The organism is Mesorhizobium sp. M1396 (genome assembly GCF_040317725.1).
Classification (GTDB): domain Bacteria; phylum Pseudomonadota; class Alphaproteobacteria; order Rhizobiales; family Rhizobiaceae; genus Mesorhizobium.
On the sequence record NZ_JAMYLA010000010.1, the window covers coordinates 26,857 to 42,015 of the forward strand.

General features: G+C 62.8%; 13 protein-coding genes. 2 read left to right on the plus strand and 11 right to left on the minus strand.

All coding sequences use genetic code 11. From position 1 onward, the window contains the following. Window positions 1–15 precede the first annotated feature (15 nt). Entirely contained in the window at window positions 16–1,236 is a 1,221-nt protein-coding gene (locus NKH02_RS08470; RefSeq protein WP_352877865.1) for a lytic murein transglycosylase, read from the minus strand. Window positions 1,237–1,445: 209 nt separating this feature from the next. Between NKH02_RS08470 and galU the strand changes: the two genes are divergently transcribed. Continuing rightward, entirely contained in the window at window positions 1,446–2,348 is a 903-nt protein-coding gene (gene galU, locus NKH02_RS08475) for a UTP--glucose-1-phosphate uridylyltransferase GalU (RefSeq protein ID WP_352863277.1), read from the plus strand. Between the two features lie 53 nt (window positions 2,349–2,401). Here galU and NKH02_RS08480 read toward each other — a convergent pair whose 3' ends face one another. After that, entirely contained in the window at window positions 2,402–4,192 is a 1,791-nt protein-coding gene (locus tag NKH02_RS08480) for an outer membrane beta-barrel protein (RefSeq protein WP_352877868.1), read from the minus strand. A 251-nt stretch (window positions 4,193–4,443) separates the two neighbouring features. On the opposite strand from NKH02_RS08480, the gene NKH02_RS08485 reads away from it, so the two are divergent. Next, window positions 4,444–5,445, plus strand: a complete 1,002-nt coding sequence (locus NKH02_RS08485) for a KpsF/GutQ family sugar-phosphate isomerase (protein WP_352877870.1) — start codon at window positions 4,444–4,446, stop codon at window positions 5,443–5,445. Window positions 5,446–5,449: 4 nt separating this feature from the next. Here NKH02_RS08485 and NKH02_RS08490 read toward each other — a convergent pair whose 3' ends face one another. The 9 genes from NKH02_RS08490 to NKH02_RS08530 all read right to left on the minus strand — a co-directional run bounded on the left by NKH02_RS08490 (window position 5,450) and on the right by NKH02_RS08530 (window position 15,146). After that, window positions 5,450–5,914, minus strand: coding sequence for an NfeD family protein (locus tag NKH02_RS08490; protein ID WP_352863280.1), 465 nt, complete (start codon window positions 5,912–5,914; stop codon window positions 5,450–5,452). Between the two features lie 11 nt (window positions 5,915–5,925). Then, a complete protein-coding gene (locus NKH02_RS08495) occupies window positions 5,926–6,876 on the minus strand; it encodes an SPFH domain-containing protein (RefSeq protein ID WP_352863281.1) in 951 nt (316 codons plus the stop codon). Window positions 6,877–6,964: 88 nt separating this feature from the next. Then, window positions 6,965–8,209, minus strand: a complete 1,245-nt coding sequence (locus NKH02_RS08500) for an NAD(P)/FAD-dependent oxidoreductase (protein ID WP_352877873.1) — start codon at window positions 8,207–8,209, stop codon at window positions 6,965–6,967. A gap of 151 nt (window positions 8,210–8,360) precedes the next feature. Next, window positions 8,361–9,425 (minus strand): ferrochelatase, encoded by a 1,065-nt coding sequence (hemH, locus tag NKH02_RS08505; protein WP_352877874.1) that lies wholly within the window; start codon window positions 9,423–9,425, stop codon window positions 8,361–8,363. Between the two features lie 136 nt (window positions 9,426–9,561). Continuing rightward, window positions 9,562–11,601 carry a 5'-nucleotidase C-terminal domain-containing protein gene (locus NKH02_RS08510; RefSeq protein WP_352863285.1) on the minus strand — a complete coding sequence of 680 codons (2,040 nt, stop codon included), beginning with the start codon at window positions 11,599–11,601 and terminating at the stop codon, window positions 9,562–9,564. Between the two features lie 188 nt (window positions 11,602–11,789). Beyond that, window positions 11,790–12,167 carry an outer membrane lipoprotein Omp10 gene (gene omp10 / locus NKH02_RS08515; protein WP_352863287.1) on the minus strand — a complete coding sequence of 126 codons (378 nt, stop codon included), beginning with the start codon at window positions 12,165–12,167 and terminating at the stop codon, window positions 11,790–11,792. Window positions 12,168–12,354: 187 nt separating this feature from the next. Further along, window positions 12,355–13,800: a homospermidine synthase gene (locus NKH02_RS08520; RefSeq protein WP_352863289.1), complete on the minus strand. Its 1,446-nt coding sequence runs from the start codon at window positions 13,798–13,800 to the stop codon at window positions 12,355–12,357. A 129-nt stretch (window positions 13,801–13,929) separates the two neighbouring features. Further along, a complete protein-coding gene (locus NKH02_RS08525) occupies window positions 13,930–14,862 on the minus strand; it encodes a heme-dependent oxidative N-demethylase family protein (RefSeq protein ID WP_352863291.1) in 933 nt (310 codons plus the stop codon). Continuing rightward, window positions 14,859–15,146 (minus strand): YciI family protein, encoded by a 288-nt coding sequence (locus NKH02_RS08530; protein WP_352877876.1) that lies wholly within the window; start codon window positions 15,144–15,146, stop codon window positions 14,859–14,861. Before NKH02_RS08530 ends, NKH02_RS08525 begins: the two co-directional genes overlap by 4 nt. Window positions 15,147–15,159: the final 13 nt, after the last annotated feature.

Here is a 15,159-nt window from a genome sequence, read left to right on the forward strand (position 1 = left end):
GCACCGCAGGTGGCTCTATTTCCGCCGGAGCCACTTCAGCACTTCCATGCTCGGATAGCCATCCTGGGCCAAGCCGGCGCTGGCCTGAAACGCCATGATGGCTGACTTCGAACCGTCGCCGATCTTGCCGTCGAACTTGCCGTCGTAAAGGCCGTGCTGGGAAAGCCGCTTCTGCAGCTCCTGCCTTTCCTCGAAAGTGAGCTTGGTGAAAGGCCGCTTCCAGTCCTGCACGAGACCGCTGGAGCCGGCGATCTCGTCGGCAAGAAGACCGACGGCAAGCGCATATTTGTCGGCATTGTTGTAGGCTTTGATGACCGAGAAATTCTTGATCATCAGGAAGGCTGGCCCGCTGCGGCCGTCCGGCACCTTCAGCGTCGCCTTGTCGGAGCCGTTCTTGAACGGCTTGCCATTGGCCCTGACCACGCCGAGAGCCTGCCATTGCGACAGCGTCTTGGAACCGCCGGGAAGTTTGCCGGCAGGCAGGGCGACCTCGTAGCCCCAGGTTTTGCCTGCCTGCCAGCCATTCTTCTTCAACAGGTTGGCGGCGGTCGCCAGCGCATCGGGAATAGAATTCCAGATATCGCGCTTGCCGTTGCCGTCCATGTCGACGGCATAGTGCAGGTAGCTGGTCGGGATGAACTGGGTGTGGCCCATGGCGCCCGCCCACGATCCGCTCAGATGGCTTTCGTCGATATCGCCGGTCTGCAGGATCTTCAGCGCGGCGATCAGCTGGGTGCGGGCGAATTTCGCCCGTTTCGGATCAGCATAGGCCAAGGTCGCCAGCGAGCGCACGACATTGCGCATGATGTCGTCGCGCTTGAGGATTTCGCCATAGTTCGATTCCATCGACCAGATGGCCAGCAGGACGTAGCGGTCGACGCCGAACCGTGACTCGATCCTGTCCAGCCACGGCTTCCATTTCCTGGCCATCTGCTGCCCGACCGAGACCGACTGGTCATGGACGCGGTTGTCGAAATAGTCCCAGGCAGGGGCTGTGAATTCAGGCTGCGTGCGCGCCTTTTCCAGCACCACCGGGTCAATATCCTTGATGTCCCTGAAGGCCTGGTCGTAGAGGGCGCCGGAAACGCCGCTCTGCACGGCGGTGGCGCGGAAGCCGGCAACCCATTGCCGGAAGCCGGCATCGGCGAAAGCGGGGCCAGGCATCAGTAGAGCGAGCGAGAGGCTGGCTGCCGCTATGACGCTGGCAAAAAGTTTTGCGGCATTGCGAACGGACATCTTTTCCTCCTTCTCTGTCTCAGGAAAGACCATTCATCGCCGAACCAGGTTAGGAATTAGTTTACCATAGGTGCCGCCGCGAACGAAAAGACGTCTCGAAGGTTTCCGGCGAACGCTCCTGCCCTGTCGGCCAGTAATCCTCAATTCCGGCGTGAAAATGTCTTGCAACGGGGATTGCGGAGCTGCCCATCAAACGGATAATTGACTGCATGAAGAGAGTTCGCAAGGCAGTGTTCCCGGTCGCCGGTCTCGGCACGCGGTTTCTCCCGGCCACCAAGGCCGTCCCCAAGGAAATGCTGACCGTCGTCGACCGACCAGTCATCCAGTATGTGGTGGATGAAGCGCGCGAGGCAGGCATCGAGCATTTCATTTTCGTCACCGGCCGCAATAAGGCCGTCATCGAGGACCATTTCGACATTCAGTTCGAGCTCTATGACACGCTGGCCCAGCGCGGCAAGGACGACCAACTCGCTCGCCTGCAACGGCTGCAGCCGGCGCCGGGGCAGACCAGCTTCACCCGCCAGCAGGTGCCGATGGGGCTCGGCCACGCCGTCTGGTGCGCCCGCGAGCTCGTCGGCGACGAGCCGTTCGCGCTTTTGTTGCCCGACATGATCATGCAGTCGGAGAAGAGCTGCATGAAGGCAATGGTCGAGCTCTACGAGGAAACCGGCAACAACATCATCGCCGTGCAGGAATGCGATCCCGCCGAAGCCCACAAATACGGCATCGTCGGCCGTGGCGAGGATACGCATCACGGCTTCCGCATCACCGAGATGGTGGAAAAGCCGAAGACCGGCACCGCGCCGTCCAATCTCTACATCAACGGCCGCTACATCCTGCAGCCCGAGATCTTCAAGATCCTCGAAGTCCAGGAAAAGGGCGCCGGCAACGAGATCCAGCTCACCGACGCGATGCTGAAGCTGGAAAAGCAGCAGGCCTTTTATGGCTACCACTATCGGGGCCGCACGTTCGATTGCGGATCGCCGGAAGGTTTTGTCGAGGCCAATGTCGCCTTCGCACTGTGGCGCAGCGACATGAACGAGAACATGGCCGGCGTGATCCGCACCCTTCTCGATGAGATAAGACCATCGGAGCGGCTCGGCGCCGCTTAAGGCAGTCAAGCTCGCGACATATGGCTTTGCCTGACTGTGCTTGGCTAGATTTCCTATCTCTGCACTTTCACGCCGAGGAAGATGCTGTTGGCGGTATAGTCGCGGCCCGGTAGATTGCTGGTCAGCTTTTCGGTCCTCACCCTTGTGGTCAGGCCGGCATAGCGGTTCAGCCACAAGGTCATGCCCGCCTCGGCGCTCAAGATCCTGTCGTGGCCGTCGATGCCGACATAATCACGCCAGTCCAGGCCCAAAGCCGCATTTCCGGTGAGGTTGGCGCGAATCCGACGTTCGGCGGTCAGGCGCCCGGAATAGAGGATATCGCCGCTTTCATTGGCCGTGGTCGTGGGCTCGACGGTGGTCCGCCCGGTCAAGCCGATCGTGGTGCCGCGTTCGGGCGACCATTTGAGGTCGGCGTTGATGGTGGCACCCGAAATCGCATCCAAATCTTTGTCATCGATCGCTTCCCTGAGCCAGCCGGCCGAGAATTCACCCGACAGTTTCTCACCCATGTCGAGCGCAAGGCCGGCGCGGGCGCCTAGCCGCGTCGACGAGCGCTCGAAGCCTTCATTGTCGATGCGTTGATCGTAGGCCCGGCGGCCGACCTCGATTTCGGTAAAAGGGGTGAGGGCGGGGGAGATCTCGTAGCCGGTGCGCAAGGTCGCGGTGTAGAGCGTGGAGTCTTGATCCTTCTGCGACAGCGAGGTGCCGTTCGAAAGCTTGGCGTCGCCATAGAAGTCGTGCGAGAGCGCGCCGGTGAGCGTGTACTGCATTTTGCCGACGTGTTTTTCGACGGCGAGGCTGCCGTCGACGGTCTGCCGCAGCGGCTGCTTGCTGACGCCCGCGATGGCGTCCGGCGACGATGCCGATTCAGGCACGGCCTCATAGCCGAGCTTGGCGATGGCACGCAGTTCATTGTCGAGGTCGACATTGAGCTGGCCTTCGATGCGCCCTTGCTCATTGTGAACCGGGTAACCCGAGACGGTCTCGCGGAACAGGCCATAGCCGTCGATCGTGGCGGAGTTCTCGCGCCAGTCGGAGGCGGCGGAAAAGCGCAGCGCCGTCTCGGACAGCAGTGCCGACTTGCCGGCATTGCTCGAATCGCCGTTCGACGTGGCGGTCAGGCCCTGTTCGATCGTCGGTCGGATGACGAAGGAGCCCCATTTGACGCCGATGGCGGCGAACGGGTCATCCTCCGGCTTCTTTTTCTGGCCTTCGATGGCGTTCGTGCGCTCCGCTCCTGGGTCGAGCTTCTGCTTGTCGGCGCTGTCGATGGTGAGGGCGCGGCGGTTGGCCGTTTCCTCGTCGATGCCTGCACTATCGCTGGCATCCGTCGTGGAGGCGGTCGTGGAAGCGGTGATGTCGGTGGCTGCCGCCGTCGGCTTCTTCTTCTTTTTCGACTTGTCCGCGGCCTTGTCCCTGGCCTGGTCGGCCGCATTCTGCCCGGCGGTCGATGAGCGGCGGCGAGGCTTGGGCGGCGCCGCGGTGTCGGCGGAAGTATCGTCGGTGGCTGCCGGCGGGTCGAAAACGCTGCCGGTCGCGGTTGCGTCACCGGTGTCCGTTTCGTCCGGCACGGCGCCGGCGCTGGCCGGCAGATAGGTGCGGGCCGGCGCATTGTCTTGCGCCGCATTGGTCGGGGCCTGACCCTGCGCCGCCAAAGCGAGCTGTCTCGCCTTGCGCTGCTGGTCGGACAGGATCGCCGATTCCGAAACCTCGCCGCGCAGTTCCGTTTCCTGCGCATGGAGCGCCGTTGGGCGCAGCAGGGCAAACATGCTGGTCGCCAGCAGCAAGGCGCAGACCGCCTTGCCCTCACGTCCTCTCGATTTTTCTGGCTGGGCCCCGGACATCGCCACCACTGCTTGCGCGGCGCACGCGCGCCATACTTACCGAACCGTAAATGGGGATGGTTAACGGAGGGTTGAGGCGGCAGGCCGTTGGCCGCCTGAAGCGCTGACTTCCCAAGGGATTCATACGGCGCGCGTTAAGCTTTTTGGTCTCCATGCCTGTCGTTGTCGCAAACCGCCGCACACATTCGGGCGACATGCCCAGGGCCATTTCCGTTGGACAGCGCGCCGGCAAAGCGCTAATCGCTTCAGCCATGCATGCGGAATCCCTGGATAACAAGCCTTTGGACAGGCAAGCGTCGATCGCTTCGGCGCTGAGGACGGTGGCGACCGAACAGGCGGGGGTCGCGGCCCTTGCCGAGGCCTTGGAGAACGGATTGGCCGCGCCTTTCGCCCAAGCCGTCGACATGATCTCCGGGATTGAAGGCCGGCTCATCGTCACCGGTGTCGGCAAAAGCGGCCATATCGGTTCGAAGATCGCGGCGACGCTGGCCTCGACCGGCACGCCGGCCTTCTTTGTCCATCCCGCCGAAGCCAATCACGGCGATCTCGGCATGATCGCCAGGGACGACGCCATCATCGCCATGTCGTGGTCGGGCGAAAGCAAGGAACTGATGGGCATCGTCGCCTATTCCAGGCGCTTCTCCATCCCACTTATCGCCATCACCGCCGGAGAGACATCGGCACTGGCTCGGGCCGCGGACGTCGTGCTGCTTTTGCCGCGCGCGCCGGAGGCCTGCCCGCACGGCCTGGCACCGACGACATCGACGCTGCTGCAACTGGTAATGGGCGATGCACTGGCGATCGCCCTGCTCGAAGCGCGCGGCTTCACGCCGGACCATTTTCGCACCTTCCACCCGGGCGGCCAGCTCGGCGCCAATCTGACGCAGATCCGCGAGATCATGCATGTCGGCGACAGGCTGCCGCTGGTGGTCGCCGGCACCGGCATGCAGGACGCGATCCTGGAACTGTCGCGCAAGGGATTTGGCTGCGTGGCGATCACCGACGCCGACGGTGCGCTGGTCGGCATCATCACCGATGGCGACATCCGCCGTCATATCGGCAGCAATCTGCTGGCGATGACGGTGGATCAGGTGATGACAAAAAGACCGAAGACGGCGGCGCCTGACACATTGGTGGCGACGGCGCTGCAGACGATCAACAATTCAGCCATCACCAGCCTGATGGTGGTGGAGGGCCGCAAACCAGTCGGCCTCATCCACCTGCACGATCTCTTGCGGATCGGCGCGGCCTGAACGTTCAGACGGGCTCCACCGTCAGCTCCAGATCGGTGTCGGCCGCACCCGTCACGCGCACTTGCGTGCCGGCCGGCAGATCCGGACCGGAGACACGCCACAGCGTGTCGCCCAGCTTGATGCGGCCACGTCCATCCCGGATCGGTTCGGCAAGTGTCGCCATCCTGCCGACCATTTGCGCGCCACGCCGGTTGAGCAGCGGCTGGTCGGTCGGGTCATTGCGACTGCCGACCAGTCTCTTGCCGATATAGGCCGAGACCAGCGACAGCGCCAGGAAGGCGAGGACCTGGACCTGCCAGGTCCAGAAAGCGGTGTCCCAGATCAGCAGCGACACGGCGCCGATGATCAGGGCGGCGATGCCGATCCACAGCATGAAGATACCGGGCGCGATGATTTCCATCACCAGCAGGGCGAAGCCGAGAACCATCCAGTTCCACGGGCCAAGTTCGGAAATGATGCGGTCGATCATGGGTTTCGAGCTCAGTTATCGGTCGGGCGAACGACTGGCGGGCGCGCGGCCTGCCTTTGCGCGCCGGTCGTGCCTTCGCTGCGGAAAACCTCCTTGGCTATTTCGCCAATGCCGCCGAGCGAACCGATCAGCGACGACGCCTCGAAGGGCATCAGCACGATCTTGCTGTTGGTGGCCGTGCCGATCTTGCCCAGCGCTTCGGTGTATTTCTGGGCGACGAAGTAATTCAGCGCCTGCACATCGCCCTTGGAAATGGCTTCCGACACCACCTGCGTGGCGCGGGCTTCCGCCTCGGCCGAACGTTCGCGTGCCTCGGCGTCGCGGAAGGCGGCTTCCTTGCGGCCTTCGGCTTCGAGGATCTGCGACTGTTTGAGGCCTTCGGCGGCGAGGATCTGCGCGCGCTTGTTGCGTTCCGCCGTCATCTGCCGACCCATCGATTCGATGAGGTTGGCCGGCGGGTTGATATCCTTGATCTCGACGCGGGTGATCTTGATGCCCCACGGATGCGCTGCTTCGTCGACGACGCGCAGCAGCCGCTCGTTGATGGCGTCGCGGTTCGACAACAGCTCGTCCAGATCCATCGAACCCATGACGGTGCGGATGTTGGTCATCGTCAGATTGAGGATGGCGTTCTGCAGGCCCGCAACCTGGTAGGCGGCCTGCGCCGCATTGAGGATCTGGAAAAAGGCAATGCCGTCGACACCGACGATGGCGTTGTCGCGGGTGATGATTTCCTGGCTTGGAACGTCAAGCACCTGCTCCATCATGTTCATCTTGGCGCCGACGCGGTCGACGAACGGGAAAATGAAATTGAGGCCCGGGCTCAGTGTCTTGGTGTAACGGCCAAAGCGCTCCACCGTATAATTGTAGCCTTGCGGGATCGTCCTAATGCCTTTGATCAGAAGCACCAATACCAGAAGGGCAAGTGCACCAACCGCAATATCGAAACCACTGAAATCCATTTGGCTCTCCCTCGGACGTAGGCCGCACAAGCCATTCTCGCGCAACCGACTTCACCAAAGGCTTAAGTGTATTTCAGACGCGTTACAATCAGGTGATGATGGATTGTTTGTCGAATTGCATCCTACGGTTGAAAGAAAACAGCCTTGCATCCGTATCGTCCAGCCCGTTGATCGAAGCCGAGACAATCTCGGAAGCGATCCGCGAAAAGGTGATGCCGTTGCCACCGTAGCCCATCACCGCATGGATGCGAGGATGCCTGGGAATGGCGCCGATATAGGGCAGGCCGGTGGTCGTGGTGCCAAAAGAACCGGTCCAGGCGAATTCAGGCCTGGTGTCGAGATGCGGAAATATCAGGCCAAGTTTTTCGGCAATGCGTGCGCTCTTGTCAGCGATCAGCTCGTCGCGCTGGGTCTCATCGACAAAGTCCTCGTCCTCGCCGCCGCAGACGACCCTGCCGTCGGCTGTCGCGCGCAGATAGAGGTAAGGGTCCGACGCTTCCCAGATGAAGGCTGCCCGAGGCCAGATCTTTCGCGATTGCGGTCGTGTCGCGATCGCCCAGGTCGAGACGATCTGGTGGACTGCTGCCGGCACGATATCGACGAGTTCGTAGCCGGTGGCCAGAACAACATGTCGCGCGGCGATGGTCGGGCCATCCCTGGTCGCGACGACAACCGCGTCGGCGCTGTCCACGATCACCGTCGCTTCGACGGGGGCATAGAAACGTGCCGTGCGCTCCACGGCCTTGAGCAACAAGCCGGCCGTCAGCTTGCGCGGGTCGAGTGCGATATTGCCATGGCTGAGGATGGCGCCATCACGATCGATGCCGAAATTTTCCGCCAGCGCCGCCGGTGTGAGGTAGGTCGCGCCGATGCCGGCTTGCCGCCGCACGTCGGCCTCGTCACGCAGTTGCGATGGGCTGAGCAAGGTGCCGGCCAGATAGAGCGAAGGCGTGCGGCTCAGACCACAATTGATGCCGAGTTCGGCGATGCGGGCGGCAAGATTGGAAATGGCGAGCCGCGAGCGTCGCCAGGCCTGGTTCGCCGAGTCTCTGCCGATCATCTTTGACAGCGTCGAAAGCGGCTGATCAAGCTCGAATTCCACCAGCGCGGTGGTCGCGGCCGTCGAGCCTTTCAGCGGGCCGCGCCGGTCGATGCAGATCACCGCATGGCCCTGCGCCGTCAGAGCTTCCGCCATCATGGCGCCGCTGATGCCCATGCCGACGATCAGCACATCTGTCTTGACGTCGCGGGTCAGGCTGTCCGTCGGCACCGCAGGCGCGCGATAGGCGGACCAGACGGGCCGTCCGGTTCTCAGGTCGAGCTTGCGGGGCATCGAATTCTCCGGGGGCGCGCCTTAACGCCCCGGAGCTTGTGTTGTTCCGCTACAGAGCGGCTCACCGCGTCACGGAAGCGGCGAGCCGCTCTGACTCTTGTTTGAAGCAATTCCGGACGGAAAACCGTTTCACACTTTTCCTGGAATTGCTTTAGACCCAGCCGGACAGTTCGCGCCGCACCGTCGCCTCGAGCACCGCCATGCCCTCGGCGCTGTCGTTGAGGCAAGGGATATGGGCGAAGTTCTTGCCGCCGGCATGATGGAAGGTCTCGGCCGCCTCGCGGCCGATCTCGTCCAGCGTCTCGATGCAGTCGACGGAAAAACCCGGATTGACGATGGCGATCGACTTCACGCCGTCCTGCGCGAGTCTCTCGACCGTCTTGTCGGTATAGGGCTGCAGCCATTCCTGCGCGCCGAAGCGCGACTGGAAGGTGATGATTAGTTTCTTGTCATCCCAGCCGAGCCGTTCACGCAACAATCGCGTCGTCTTTTGGCAATGGCAATAATAGGGATCACCCTTCTCGAAATAGGGTTTCGGGATGCCATGATAGGAGGTGACGACCACCTCCGGCTCGAAATCAAGCGTCGCCAGATGCTGTTCGATCGAGCGCGCCAGCGCTTCGATGTAGACCGGCTCGTCGTAGTAAGGCGGCACGCTGCGGATGGCCGGTGCACGGCGCATTTTCATCAGCGCGCGAAACAGCTGATCGTTGGCGGTTGCCGTGGTCGTCGCCGAATATTGCGGGTAGAGCGGGAACGAAAGAATGCGGTCGCAGCCTTGGTCGACCAGACGCTGGGCAACGCTTTCGGTCGAAGGATTGCCATAGCGCATCGCCCAATCGACGACGATTTCGGGCAGGTCGCGCAGCGCTTCGGCCAGCTTCTCGCCCTGGCCGCGAGTGTAGGTGCGCAGCGGCGACTCGTTCTTCTCCCGGTTCCAGATCCGGGCATAGTTGGCGCCCGACGTCTTCGGTCGCCTGGTGAGCACCAGGCCATAGAGGATCGGATACCAGATCGCCCTGTTGAGTTCGATGACGCGTGGGTCGGACAGGAATTCTCGGAGGTAGCGCCACATCGACTTGAAATCGGTGCCGTCAGGCGTGCCCAGATTGACCAGCATGATGCCGATCTTGCCCGCCTTGACCGGCGGGTGTCCGGCGGGCAACGGGCCAAGTGCCTTCGCGGCCTTGGGATCGACAGGGGTGGATAGCGTCATAAGGGTTCTCCGGGAGACGCGAACCTAACCATCTTGTGTGCGCTTTCAATGCAGCGTCTGGCCGCACCTTATCCCGAAAACAGGACGCCCGCCCGGTTTCTCGGGCGGGCGGTGTCTTTCAGGCATCGAAGCGAGGTCATTTCGGCGGGATGGTCAGGGTCGCGCCGACCGGAAGCCGACGCGGCTCGTAGCCCTTGTTGGCGTCCGAAATGACTTTCCACTTGGTGCCGTCGCCATAGGCCTTCACCGCCAGATCCCAGTAGGTATCGCCGGCAACGATGACATGGCTGCTTTCGGCCGGTGCCGGTGCCGGTGCCGCAGGGGCAGGAGCCGGTGCCACTTCAGCCGGTTTTGCCGGTTCGGCCGGTGCCGCAGGCGGGGCTGGCGCTGTCTCAGTCGATATGGCCGGCGGTGTGTTGGCGATATCGCCCGAGTTGGCCGGCAATTCAGGCATTGAAGGCGCCGCGTCCGCGGGCTTGGCGGCTTCAACCGGTGCGGGTGCCGGGGTAGCCGGAACTGCTTCGGCCGGCTTGGCTGGTTCGGCCGCGGGTGCCGCCGCGACGGTCGCCGCGATCTCGGTGATGCGGCCGTCGAGCTTCGGCGTGTAGGGCCGGTGGGCGCCAAGATAGTCGGCAACCACCTGTTCAAGACCCGGACCGTAGTCATAGGCGTTCCTCGCCTTGTCGGCGAAGACCTTGTAGCCGTCGCCGCCCTGGCGGACATAATTGTTGGTGGCGACCAGATAGTCCTTGTCCGGATTGAGCGGCGTCCAGGCGCCGCCTTCCATGACCTCCACCGACTTGACGCGGCCGGCATTGGGTGCGGCGGACTTGTCGAAGGAATATTTCAGGCCGGCGACCTGCGGGAAGCGCCCGGCGCCGTCCTCGACCTGGCTGAGGCCGTTCTCAAGACCGGCCACCAGGTCCTTGCCGGAAATCTGGAAGGTTGCCAGCGTGTTCTGGAACGGCAGCACGGTCAGCACCTCGCCCATGGTCACGGTGCCCTTGTCGATCGATGCGCGCAGCCCACCGCCATTGGAGATGACGATCTCGACGCCCTGTCCCTTGACGCGGTCGAGGATGGCGTCGGAGACGAGGTTGCCCATCGCGCATTCTCGGGTACGGCAGCTCTCGCGGCTGCCGTCGATCACGTCGGTGGTCTCGGCCACTTCCTTGTTCTTCAGCGCCTCGATCGGCGCGCCAAGCTCCTTGATGCGGGCGAGCACGGCCGGGTCGGGCGTGATCGACTTGTCGAGATAGATCGGGTCGCCGCTGGCCGATTTGACGACGCCATTGTCATCGAACACCACCTTGAACTCGCCGAGATATTTCGAGTAAGACGCCGCCTGCACGACCGGCACCTTGTAGCCGTCCGGGTTGTCGACCATCGTCGGGTAGGGGCCTTCAGCCTTGGGGTCGGTGTTCGACAGCAGCGAATGGCTGTGGCCGCCGACGACGACGTCGATGCCCGGAATCTTGGCAATGACGTCGCGCTCGCGTCTGTAGCCAATATGGGTCACGGCGATGATCTTGTTGATGCCCTCGCCCTTCAGCTTCTCGACCTCGGCGGTGATCGACTTGACGTCATCCTCGATGGCGACATTGGGGCCGGGGGAGGCGAGGTCCGGGGTGTCGTTGGTGATCGCGCCGATGACGCCGATCTTCTGACCGCCGACCTCGACGACAACAGACGGCTTGACGCGGTCGCCGAGCTTGGATTGCGCGTTGGCCTTCACATTGGCACCCAGCACCGGGAACTGGATCATGTCGAGGAACGGCGCCAAGGCGACTTCGCCGTCGTCGAATTCATGGTTGCCGAGCGCCATGGCGTCGAACTTCATCTGGTTGAGGAATTCGCCTTCGACCTTGCCCTTGTATGTCGTGTAGAACAGCGAGCCCTGGAAATTGTCGCCGGCGCTGAGCAGCAGCACATTCTGGCCTTCCAGCTTCTTGCGCTCCTGGGCGATAGCGGTGATCAGCCGACCTGCGCCGCCGATGCACTCGCCCTTGGTCTCCTCGTCGGCCGAGCAGGTCGATTCATATTTGTTGTTGCCCTCGATGCGGCTGTGCCAGTCGTTGATGTGCAGGATGTTCAGTGTGTAGTCGGCAAAGGATGCGCCGGCCGACAGGCCGAGGGCTGAGGCGGACAGGGCGGCAATGGCAGCAAGCTTCTTCATCTTCGTCTCCCGGAAAGCTGATCGAGGCCTTTAACGCTCTTGCTTGACTGGAACATTACAGTCGGCGCTTTGGCCATGTTCCCATCGCGTTCCAGATGACGCAAGCGGAAATCCGGGAACCTTTGCCGGCATAAAAAAGGACGGCGGCCAATCGGCCGCCGTCCTTAGGAGAGCGAATGCTCGCTGGTTCAGACGCGTCGTGTCAGCACGAAATTCTGGCCGCTGGCGCTGGTGCAGTTGAGCTGGCTTGTCGAAACCATCAGGCAGTTGAAGCTGACTGGCGTCTGGCGGATCAGAGAGGTGCCGTTGATCTGCACCGAAGTGGCGCCGGTCATCGTGTAGCTGCCATCGGCAAGCTTCTGGCCTGTGTCGGTGGCGACGGTCGTGAAGGTGCCGCCGGCGAAGGTCGACAGGCCGGTGCCCTTGGCGTCGATCCAGGAGCCTTCAACGCCTTTCGGCGACGCCGCCATCGGCGGTTCATCGGGGCCGCTGGTGGCACAAGCAGCAAGCAACGCCGCAATGGCCCCCGCCAAACTCATAGAAAGAACCTTGCGCGCAATAGTCATGTGAAAATCCTCTCCTCTCGCATCGGCCGAAAAATCGGAATCGACTTTCGGAAAGCACGATGCGGGCATCCAAGTTTCCAGAGCGCACGCCGTGCTGTCAAACGGGCACGCGGTCGCTCTCGTCCGCATCCTTCAATCGCCCGATTTCCGGGCGATTGCAAGGCAATGGGGCCTATGGAACGCACCGCTATCGAACGAGGATGTTGCGGAATTGCCACGGATCGTCCCGGTCGAGGTCTTCCGGGAACAGGCCGGGACGGTTATCGAGCGGCGTCCAGTCGGTGTAGTGGCCCTCGACCGGCCCGAGATACTGGGACTGCACTTCCAGGCAGCGCCTGTAGTCCATCTCGTCGGCCTCGACGATGCCGGCCTCCGGGTTTTCCAATGCCCATACCATGCCGGCGAGAACCGCCGAGGTGACCTGCATGCCGGTGGCGTTCTGATAGGGTGCCAGCTTGCGCGCCTCGGCGAGCGAGAGGTGCGAGCCGTACCAGTAGGCATTCTTGTCGTGGCCGTAGAGCAGCACGCCAAGCTCGTCGAGGCCGTCGACCAGCTCGTTCTCGTCGAGCACGTGGTGCACAGGCTGAGCCTTGCCGGCGGCGCCGAACATCTCGTGTAGCGACAGCACCGCGTCGTTGCAGGGATGGTAGGCATAGTGGCAGGTCGGGCGGTAGTGCACCTTGCCCTTCTTGCCGCGTACGGTGAAGAAATCGGCGATCGAGATCGCCTCGTTGTGGGTGACCAGGAAACCGTATTGCGCGCCGGGCGTCGGGCACCATGAGCGCACGCGCGTGTTGGCGCCGGGCTGCTCCAGGTAGATCGCGGCCTTGGAGCCATGCTTGTGCTTCTTGGCGTTCTTCGGCATCCACTTCTCATGCGTACCCCAGCCGAGCTCGGCGGGCTGCAGGCCTTCGGAGATGAAGCCCTCGACCGACCAGGTGTTCCAGAACACATTCATCGGCTTCGGCTTCTTGGCGCGCTGGGTGTCGCGCTCGGCGATGTGGATGCCCTTGACGCCGGCCTTCTTCATCAGCTTGGCCCAGCCCTCGCGGTCGTCCTGCGCAGGCTCCGAAAACTCGAGGCCAAGATCGGTGGCGAGATTGACCAGCGCCTGTTTGACGAACCAAGAGACCATGCCTGGATTGGCGCCGCAGGTGGAGATGGCCGTCGCACCGCCGGGCTTGTCGTGCTTTTCCTGGATCATCGCCTCGCGTAGCGCGTAGTTGGTGCGGCTGGCATTGTCGGCCTCGGCATCGAAATAGAAACCGAGCCATGGCTCGACGACGGTGTCGATGTAGAGCACGCCGAGCTTGCGGCAGAGGCGCATCAGATCCACCGAGCCGGTATCGACCGACAGGTTGATGCAAAAGCCCTGGCCACCGCCATTGGTCAGAAGCGGCGTCAAGAGCTTCTTGTAGTTCTTCTCGGTCACCGCTTCCTGGACGAAGGCGATGCCGCGCTCGTCGAGCAGCTTGCGGTCGGTGTCGCGCGGGTCGATGACCGTCATGCGCGACTTGTCGAACTGGAAATGGCGCTCGATCATCGGCAGCGTTCCCCGGCCGATCGAACCAAAGCCGATCATCACGACAGGGCCGGTGATCTCACCGTAAACGGGCCAGTTTTCAGTCGCCATTTTATCGAACACTCCTTCAAAGCCCAGGAAGCTGGGAAAAACGCACACAAAACCGGGCATCCTTGCCCGGCGGCCATGCGCTACATCACAGATCATTGTCACAAACCAGCGAAAAGCGCCAACCAGCGGCTAGCCGTCATTGGCCATGTGGTTAAGGACCACGATCAGCCGGTCGCGGTCTGATGTCAGGCCCTTGTAGTCGAGCTGGGCGAGATCGAGCGCTTCGAGCTGGCCGGCGAAAGATACAGCCAGCGTTGCCCGATCCGGATGCCGGGCGAGCACGGTGAGGGGGTCGAGATGGATGCGGATGGTGAACAGGATGTCACGTGTAACCGGTAGTTTCCGCAGGGTTTGCCGCTCGACGCGGATGAAGGCATGGGCGTCGATATCGCCATCGGGAAAGCGCGACGGCCGGTTGGTGGCGCGGTCCATGCGCTGCAGGTCGGAGAGCGGATGATAGAGCGCGTCGCCCGACTGGATCGACCAGTTGTAGCGCTCGACGGCTTGTCCCTGGAGGCCATCGAACATCCGGTGGATCAGCTCGGCCGGACGCGTGCCCGGGCCGAAACCCGGCACCGGCGCGTGGATGTCCTGCAGCGGCTTACCGAACTTTTCCAGGAGCGACCAGGATGAGGGAAAGCACAGCGAGCCGGCAACGAGCCGCCAGCCGGCGTCGCTACGGCGCATCAGGATCAGGTCTTCCTGGACGAGCTGTGAGGCCCTAGCCAGCGGAGCATCGGCGAGGGAAGCAGGCAGGCGGCCCGCCGCGCCCACGGCCTCGACCCCCGATCCGGTGCGCCGATAGGTTTCGGGGAACCTCTCCAGCAGATGCGCATCGAGCAAATCGAGCACTTCCTGCTGGGCGTCCCGCGTGCCATCCTCCTCGACGAAAACACGCTCGGGGATTTCGGCATAGAGCCGGCGCTTCTCGGCGAGATAAGGCAGCAGATGATCGTCGACCTCGATCCAGTCCGCCGGATCGAGCGGCTTCAGCCCGATGCTGAAGAGTTTCGACGAACCGTCGTAGGGCGTGTGGGCGGGGAGCACCTCGGCCACGCTCATGCTTCCTTGAAATGATCGAGGCCGGTGGCGGTCATCCTCGCCAGGAATTCGGTGACATCATAGTCGGCCGCGCCTGCCTTGGCGAAAGGGTCGGCGGCCAGCCTGACGTCGAGCACCTCGCGCGGACAACGTGCGATGATGATGCCGCCGGTCCTCGGCTCCTTCGGCCCAGAGGCGACGAAGATGCCGTCCGCATAGCAGGCCTTCAGCCATTCGACATGCGCGGCCTGCAAGCGGTCGATCTCGGTCAGCGGCACTTTGTAGTTCAGCGAGACGACAAACATTGTCTGGGCTTCT